The sequence below is a fragment of the Gemmatimonas sp. genome (assembly GCF_044376735.1).
GTDB lineage: Bacteria > Gemmatimonadota > Gemmatimonadetes > Gemmatimonadales > Gemmatimonadaceae > Gemmatimonas.
Genome location: NZ_JBILKJ010000148.1, coordinates 1 through 6,375, shown reverse-complemented (window position 1 = coordinate 6,375; position 6,375 = coordinate 1). Strand labels below are relative to the sequence as shown.

The following is a 6,375-nucleotide window of genomic DNA, read 5'->3' as shown; positions in this document are numbered from 1 at the left end:
ACCCGATCGGTGGGTTGCACGTGCAGGCGGTACCGGTCAGGATGCACGTCGTGCATCGTGAGCGCCGCGCGCGCGTCGTCGCACACGGCGTCGTTCTGACACAGGATCTCCACGCGCTCGTACGGCGCGAGTGCGCGCACGATCTCCGCGTACACCCACGGGATCGGCGCGAACTTGCCGGGCCAATCGGGTTCGTGCGTGGGCCACCCGATCCAGGTGGCGTCGTGACGCTCCCACTCCGCGGGCATGCGCACCGGTCCGAGCGCGGACACCTCGATGCGATCGCTCAACGCCCCGCCAGCCAGCGCTGCGTGATCGGGCCATACGCATCGATCCGACGATCGCGCAGGAACGGCCAGTTGCGACGCGTCTCCTCGATCAGGCCGAGGTCGCAGGCGGCGACGAGAATCTCCGGGGCCGTGCCCGCCTGCGCGAGATAGCGGCCGAACGGATCCGCGATGAACGACTGACCGAAAAACTCGAGCCCATCGGTACCCGGCTCCGGCTCGAAGCCGACACGATTCGGCGACGCCACGAATACGCCGTTCGCGATCGCATGTGCGCGCTGCGCCGTGCGCCACGCGTCGACCTGCGCCTCGCCGAAGGTGGCCTTTTCGCCCGGATGCCAAGCGATGGCCGTGGGATAGAACAGCACCTGTGCGCCCAGCAGCGACGTGATGCGGGCCGCTTCCGGGTACCACTGATCCCAGCAGATCAAGACACCGATGTCGGCGTACTTCGTGCGCCACACGCGGAAACCATTGATGCCGGGATGCCGATCGTGCCGCAGGTCCTCCGTCACGTCGCCGGGCGCGAAGTAGTACTTCTCCTCGAACAGCGGATCGTGCGGGATGTGCATCTTGCGATACGTGCCCAGCACGCTGCCGTCGGCGTCGATGACGGTGGCCGAGTTGCGGTACAGCCCCGCGGCTTCGCGCTCGTAGAAGGGCACGACGATGACGACGTCGAGCTCTTTGGCGAGGGACTGAAACGTGCGGACCGTCGGGCCGTCCGCTGCCTCGGCGATGTCGAACCGCTCGGGCTTCACGCTCTTGCAGAAGTACGGCGCGTTGAAGAGCTCCTGCAGGCAGATGATCTGCGCACCTCGCGCGGCGGCTTCGCGCACACGCGTTTCCGCGCGCGTCACGTTGCTGGCGAGATCATCCGAGGCGGTATCCTGAATGACACCGATGTTCACGATGTTGGCCATCATGAAAAGTCATCGATACCCGGGCCGGGGGCAACGTGGCCCGGTCACCGTTTTTTCGCGGCGCCCTTTGGCTCAGCGTTGGCGTCCGCCGGCGTCGTCACCGTGAGCGGCTCGAGCACCGGCTGGAGATAGGCCAGGAGAATGCGACGCAGGTCATCGAGCAACGGCTTCTTCTCGGTCGCCACGGCGCGTCCACGTCGCGCCAGCAGCGACTGCCCCAGTGTTGCCGCGACCAGCGCGATGCGGCGCCGGTCGCGCGTGGCGAGCTTCGGGTTGCGCGCGGCGAAGAGCACGTCGAGCCGGTCCACGAACGACTCGAACAGCTGCGCCCGCAGGCGCGTGGGGGCCGAGCGGGTATCGTCGCCCGGGCCTTCCACGGTGGCGAAGACGCGACGGAACGCCGGGTGGGTATCGTGGAACTCCGCCAGCGGCTTCACGATGCGGTCGATCAGGCGATCGAGGGGGAGGCCGTGTGGGTCGATCGGGAAGGCGCGCTCGTGAATGGCGCGCATTTCGTCGGCGTAGCGCAGCGCGAGCGCCGCCAGCACCGCGTCGCGATTCGGGAAGAACTGATACAGAGAGCCCTTCGCGGTGCGGGCCCGGAGCGCGATGGCTTCAGCCGTGGCGGCGTGCAGCCCCTGTTCGGCGATGACGGCGGCGGCGGCATCGAGCAAGAGCTCCACGCGGGCCTGCCCCCGGGACTGACGGGGGCGCCGACGATAGGCGTCGGGTGCGGCGGCGTCGGCCGGCAACGCGGTCGCGGGTTGCCCGCCGGCCGTCGGTACCGGCTCGTCGTCGGCTGGGCGAGCGGTGGGACGGGAGGCACGTTTGGCGGGCATCGCCAACGATACCGCGGCGGCGGAACCGAAACAATGCGAGGCGAGCGTCATGAACCGGCCGCCGTCGGCGCGGCCGGCATGCGCTAGGCGCGGATGAGCAGCGCGACGACGTCCATGACATTGGTTCCGGTGGGGCCGGGGCGCAGCAGCGCATCGGCCGCCTCGAGCGGGAACCACGACCGGCCCGTGACGAGGTCGTCTTCGGGGACGCGGCCCGCACGGCGCGCCAGCGCGGGGACGGCAGCGTCCACGATAGCGCCGGCGGCGTCGGTGGGCCCGTCGCGGCCGTCGGTGCCGGCGGCCAGCAGGGTGATTTTCCACGCCGAGGCCTCGCCGTGGGCGGCTGCTTCCTCGAGCGCCAGCGCGGCCGCCAGCGCCAGCACCTGCATGCGACCGCCGCGCAGTGGCTCATCCGACCACGATGCGTCCGACGACTCGTCGTCGAGGCGCGACATCGCGCGATCGGCCGTTTCGCGCAGGTTGACCACGGGCTCGCCGCCACAGACCAACAGCGTGTCCCCCTGCACGTGGGGCGCGGTGTGCAGGGCGAGCCGCGCCAGCTGATCGCCACGTTCGGCGGCATCGCCTTCCAGCGGCACCTGTTGCACCACCACCTGCGCGACGCCCAGCGCGCGCGCTTCGGAGGCCAGGGCCTGCACCGCATCGGCGTTCCGCGCCACCAGCGTATACCCCACACGGGCGAACGCGGGGTGATCTGTCGCCGGAACGCGCGGCGGGTCGCCGTCCCCTTCGAGGCCGAGCACGGTGCCCATGACGCGCTCCACCCGCGAGCGCATGTCGTGCGCATCGAGGAGTGCGAGGAAGGTCGCGTCGTCGAGGGGATCGGGAGAGCAGGGACCTGAGCCGATCACGGCCGGATCGTCGCCGATCACATCGGAGATCGCGAACACCGGCACCTGATCGGCGCCGTGTTGCGCAAGACTCACCGCCAGGCGCCCAGCGCCCCAGCGTAGCACGCGTCGCCGGATCGCATTCATCTCGTGAATGGCGAGCCCCGACTCCAGTAGCGTCTCGGCGAGATTGGCCACGTGTGCCTGCGCGCGATCGGCGTCGCCGACCGCCTGCGACAACGCGGCGATCGGCGCCGCGCACAACGCGGTGGTGCCGCCGGAGAGTAGCACGAGTACGATGCTGCCGTCGTCGATCCGATGCACCAGATCGTCGAGCGCGTCCGCGGCATCGAGCGACGCCGGGCCCGGCACCGGATGGTCGCCGACCATGAGCATAATCTGCGACGGCAGGTCGCTGCCGATCTCACCGCGCTTCGGTTCGTGCGCGGCCACGACGAGTCCGCCGTGCACCGGGCGTTGCAACTGTTCGAGTGCGTCGAGCGCACCCGCCATCATGGCCGGCGCCGCCTTCCCGAGCGCGATCACGTACACCGGCGCATGCGTCGACAACGCTGGACGCGCCGTGAACCACGCGTGCACGGCGTCGCGCGTGCGCGGGAACGGCGCCGCGCCCTGCACCGCGGCACTGTAGAGGGCCGAGAGCAGGGCGCGGGGATGCTGCGTGGAATTCACGAGCGTAACGCCGAGCGTGACGCCACCGTGCGGCTTAGTGCGAGCTGCCAGCCTGGGTGATGGCGTTGCCGAGATCGGTGTAGGCGTCGGCCGACATCTGGTTGAACGGCGTCGCGACGTAGCTGATCTTGCCCTTCGGATCGATCACGTAGAGGAAGCGCTTGTGGTAGCCGGCACCCGCGTTCGCGCCATACGCCACACCCACCTTGCGGTCGATGTCGGCGGCGAAATGGAACGGGAACTTCGCGTCCTTGGCCCACGAGATGAGCGCCGTGTCGCTGTCGATGCTGACCCCCACCAACGTGACCTTCTTACCGCCCTGGAACGTCTGCGCGTACTTGTCGCGGTACGATTCCATCTGCACCGTGCAGCCGCTGGTGCGCGCCTTCGGGAAGAACGCCAGCACGACGGTTTCGCCCTTGTGCTCGGACAGCTTGAACGGCTTGGCGGCCACACCGGCTTGCGTGACCACGGTCACGGTGAAATCCGGCGCCATCTCGCCGACCTTGAGGGGCGTGGGTGCAGCAGCGGGAGCGGCCTGCGCGCCCGTGATGGACGGCGCGATTGCGGCAACAGCAAGCACCGCCACAAAGCGAGCGGCACGCGAGCGAATGGACATCGAGCACTCCGGAGAAGAATGGGAGGGTGACGCGGCGCACGGCGGCGCATGCCACGTACCTGGAACAGGAGGATGCTACGCGGTTTCCCGGCATCCCGCTACGTGTGGACGCGCGGGCATGTGTCGCCGGAGCGAGACGGGCCAGTGCCCCTGTGTGAGGACAACGTGATACCCCGAATGGCGGTTTCCGGGACATTTCGACCGGGAATCGGACGATTCGGCGTGGCACGCCTCCTGCACTGATACCGTGGTGCAGGACGGGCTTCGTGGAGGGGCGCGTACACCCCGTCACCGGGATTCCGGTGGCGGGGTGTTCTCCATGGTGGCTACGCGATGACCGTGAGGGCGCCGGGCTGGACACGGACCGTGACCTCGCGGCCAGGTGCCTGCTGCAACTCGCCATCCGTTTCGAATAGCGGCGGCGCCTCGAACTGCAGCTCGAACGTGTGGCTGCGTCGGAACACCACGTGCGGCGACGACAGATGTTTGCCGCGGATGGCGTTGGCGAACAGCGGCACCCGCGCCCACGGCGCGACATCACGGATGGTGATGCAATCGAGTGCGCCATCGTCGAGTTGCGCGTTCGGGGCGATGCGAAACGCGCCACCGAAGCAGCGGCCATTGGCGAACACGATCATCAGCGTCCGACGCATACCGTTGGCGTCGGTCGTCAGCCCCGCGTGGAAGCCGCGATAGCCCAGTAACGCGCCGAGGGCGGTGCTGACATAGGCGGCCGTGCCCCGCAGGAGTCCCGGCGTGCGCATGCGCTGGAGGACGTCCACATCAAAGCCGAAGCCAGCAGCGTTCACGAACGGGACATCGTTCACGAACCCCACATCCACGTGGTGCGTGGCACCAGCCGCCACGTGGGCCGCCATCCGTTCCGCATGATGCACCGGCACGGTGAGTGACTTGGCGAAATCATTGCCGGTACCGGCCGCGAAGATGGCGAGCGGCACCCGCGCGCCGCCGCGCGCCTCGCCCTCCAGCAACCCCCGCACGGCATGGCTGATGGCGCCGTCACCGCCGACCACGGCCAGCGCGCGGGCGCCGACGGCGCTGGCGTCCTGAGCGATCGCGGCCTCGTCGCCGCGCGCACGCGTCTCGTGGACGTCCACGCGAAGTCCCGCCGTCGTGAGCGCCCGGTGCGCCGCACGCGCCACACCCGCCGCACGGCCTCGGCCAGCGGCCGGATTCACCAACAGGACGATCGGTGCGGTCATCGCTGAGCCGACGTGGCCATGCGGACAACTCCATGCGCGGCGTGCGCGGTGAGGGAGGCCAGCCGAGAAACGGTCCGTGTTGCCGTCGCGTGCGGTACGTCTGGGAGTGAGCGAAAGTGGGTGAGCCTCGAGTCGTTCTTCGACTCAACACTCACCCACTTCGACTCACGACTCGATACTCACCAGATCAGTCGGCTAATGCGCCACCAGACTCCGCAGCACGTACGGCAGGATGCCGCCGTTCTTGTAGTACTGCATCTCTTCCGGTGTATCGATGCGGCAACGCGCGCTGAACGCCTTCACCGAGCCGTCCGCCGACGTCGCCTTTACCGTGAGCGTGGCCCGCGGCGTGATCGTGTCGTCGAGTCCCTCGATGTCGTACGTTTCGAAGCCCGTGAGCCCCAGCGACTGACGCGTCTCGCCGTTCACGAATTCGAGCGGTAGCACACCCATTCCCACCAAGTTGCTGCGGTGAATACGCTCGAAGCTTTCGGCGATCACCGACCGCACGCCCAGCAGCATCGTGCCCTTGGCCGCCCAGTCGCGCGACGACCCGGTGCCGTACTCCTTACCGGCAATGACGATCTGCGCGACGCCCGCTTCCTGGCGCGCCATGGCCACATCGTACAACGCTTCCGGCTCGGCGCCCGGCGCGTCGGCGGTCCACCAGCCTTCCTTGCCGCCGGTGAGTTCGTTCTTGAGGCGGATGTTCGCGAACGTGCCGCGCATCATCACCTGATGATTGCCGCGGCGCGCGCCGTACGAGTTGAAATCCTTCTTCTCGACGCCGAGCGACAGCAGATACTTGCCGGCTGGACTCGCGGCAGCGATCGAACCCGCCGGTGAGATATGGTCGGTGGTGATCGAATCGCCGAACATGCCGAGCACCCGCGCGCTGTTGATCGGGCGAATGCCCGGCGGTGTCATCGTCATGCCGTCG

Annotated in this window: 6 protein-coding genes and 1 pseudogene; all 7 read right to left on the bottom strand. The window is 68.7% G+C overall.

Translation table 11 applies throughout. From position 1 onward, the window contains the following. On the bottom strand, positions 1–290 hold a 290-nt coding region (locus ACIRA7_RS13990), incomplete at its 3' end, for an agmatine deiminase family protein (protein WP_396221462.1). Beyond that, positions 287–1,210, bottom strand: coding sequence for a carbon-nitrogen hydrolase (locus ACIRA7_RS13985; RefSeq protein ID WP_396221463.1), 924 nt, complete (start codon positions 1,208–1,210; stop codon positions 287–289). The genes ACIRA7_RS13990 and ACIRA7_RS13985, both read right to left, overlap by 4 nt. A gap of 44 nt (positions 1,211–1,254) precedes the next feature. Next, positions 1,255–2,049 carry a TetR/AcrR family transcriptional regulator gene (locus ACIRA7_RS13980; protein ID WP_396221461.1) on the bottom strand — a complete coding sequence of 265 codons (795 nt, stop codon included), beginning with the start codon at positions 2,047–2,049 and terminating at the stop codon, positions 1,255–1,257. A gap of 83 nt (positions 2,050–2,132) precedes the next feature. Continuing rightward, positions 2,133–3,593 (bottom strand): DUF4147 domain-containing protein, encoded by a 1,461-nt coding sequence (locus ACIRA7_RS13975; RefSeq protein ID WP_396221460.1) that lies wholly within the window; start codon positions 3,591–3,593, stop codon positions 2,133–2,135. A 34-nt stretch (positions 3,594–3,627) separates the two neighbouring features. Further along, the gene (locus tag ACIRA7_RS13970) at positions 3,628–4,212 is read right to left on the bottom strand and encodes a peroxiredoxin family protein (protein WP_396221459.1); all 585 of its coding nucleotides are present in this window, start codon (positions 4,210–4,212) and stop codon (positions 3,628–3,630) included. Positions 4,213–4,538: 326 nt separating this feature from the next. Further along, complete coding sequence (locus tag ACIRA7_RS13965; RefSeq protein WP_396221458.1) at positions 4,539–5,435, bottom strand: diacylglycerol/lipid kinase family protein; 897 nt, start codon at positions 5,433–5,435, stop codon at positions 4,539–4,541. Positions 5,436–5,630: 195 nt separating this feature from the next. Beyond that, positions 5,631–6,375, bottom strand: a pseudogene (gene acnA, locus ACIRA7_RS13960) (aconitate hydratase); the annotation flags it as partial.

Excerpts from the sequence above, each read along its gene's own strand:
- ACIRA7_RS13985 (WP_396221463.1), bottom strand. The coding sequence starts at position 1,210 with ATGGCCAACATCGTGAACATCGGTGTCATTCAGGATACCGCCTCGGAT.
- ACIRA7_RS13980 (WP_396221461.1), bottom strand. The coding sequence starts at position 2,049 with ATGCCCGCCAAACGTGCCTCCCGTCCCACCGCTCGCCCAGCCGACGAC.
- ACIRA7_RS13970 (WP_396221459.1), bottom strand. The coding sequence starts at position 4,212 with ATGTCCATTCGCTCGCGTGCCGCTCGCTTTGTGGCGGTGCTTGCTGTT.
- ACIRA7_RS13965 (WP_396221458.1), bottom strand. The coding sequence starts at position 5,435 with ATGACCGCACCGATCGTCCTGTTGGTGAATCCGGCCGCTGGCCGAGGC.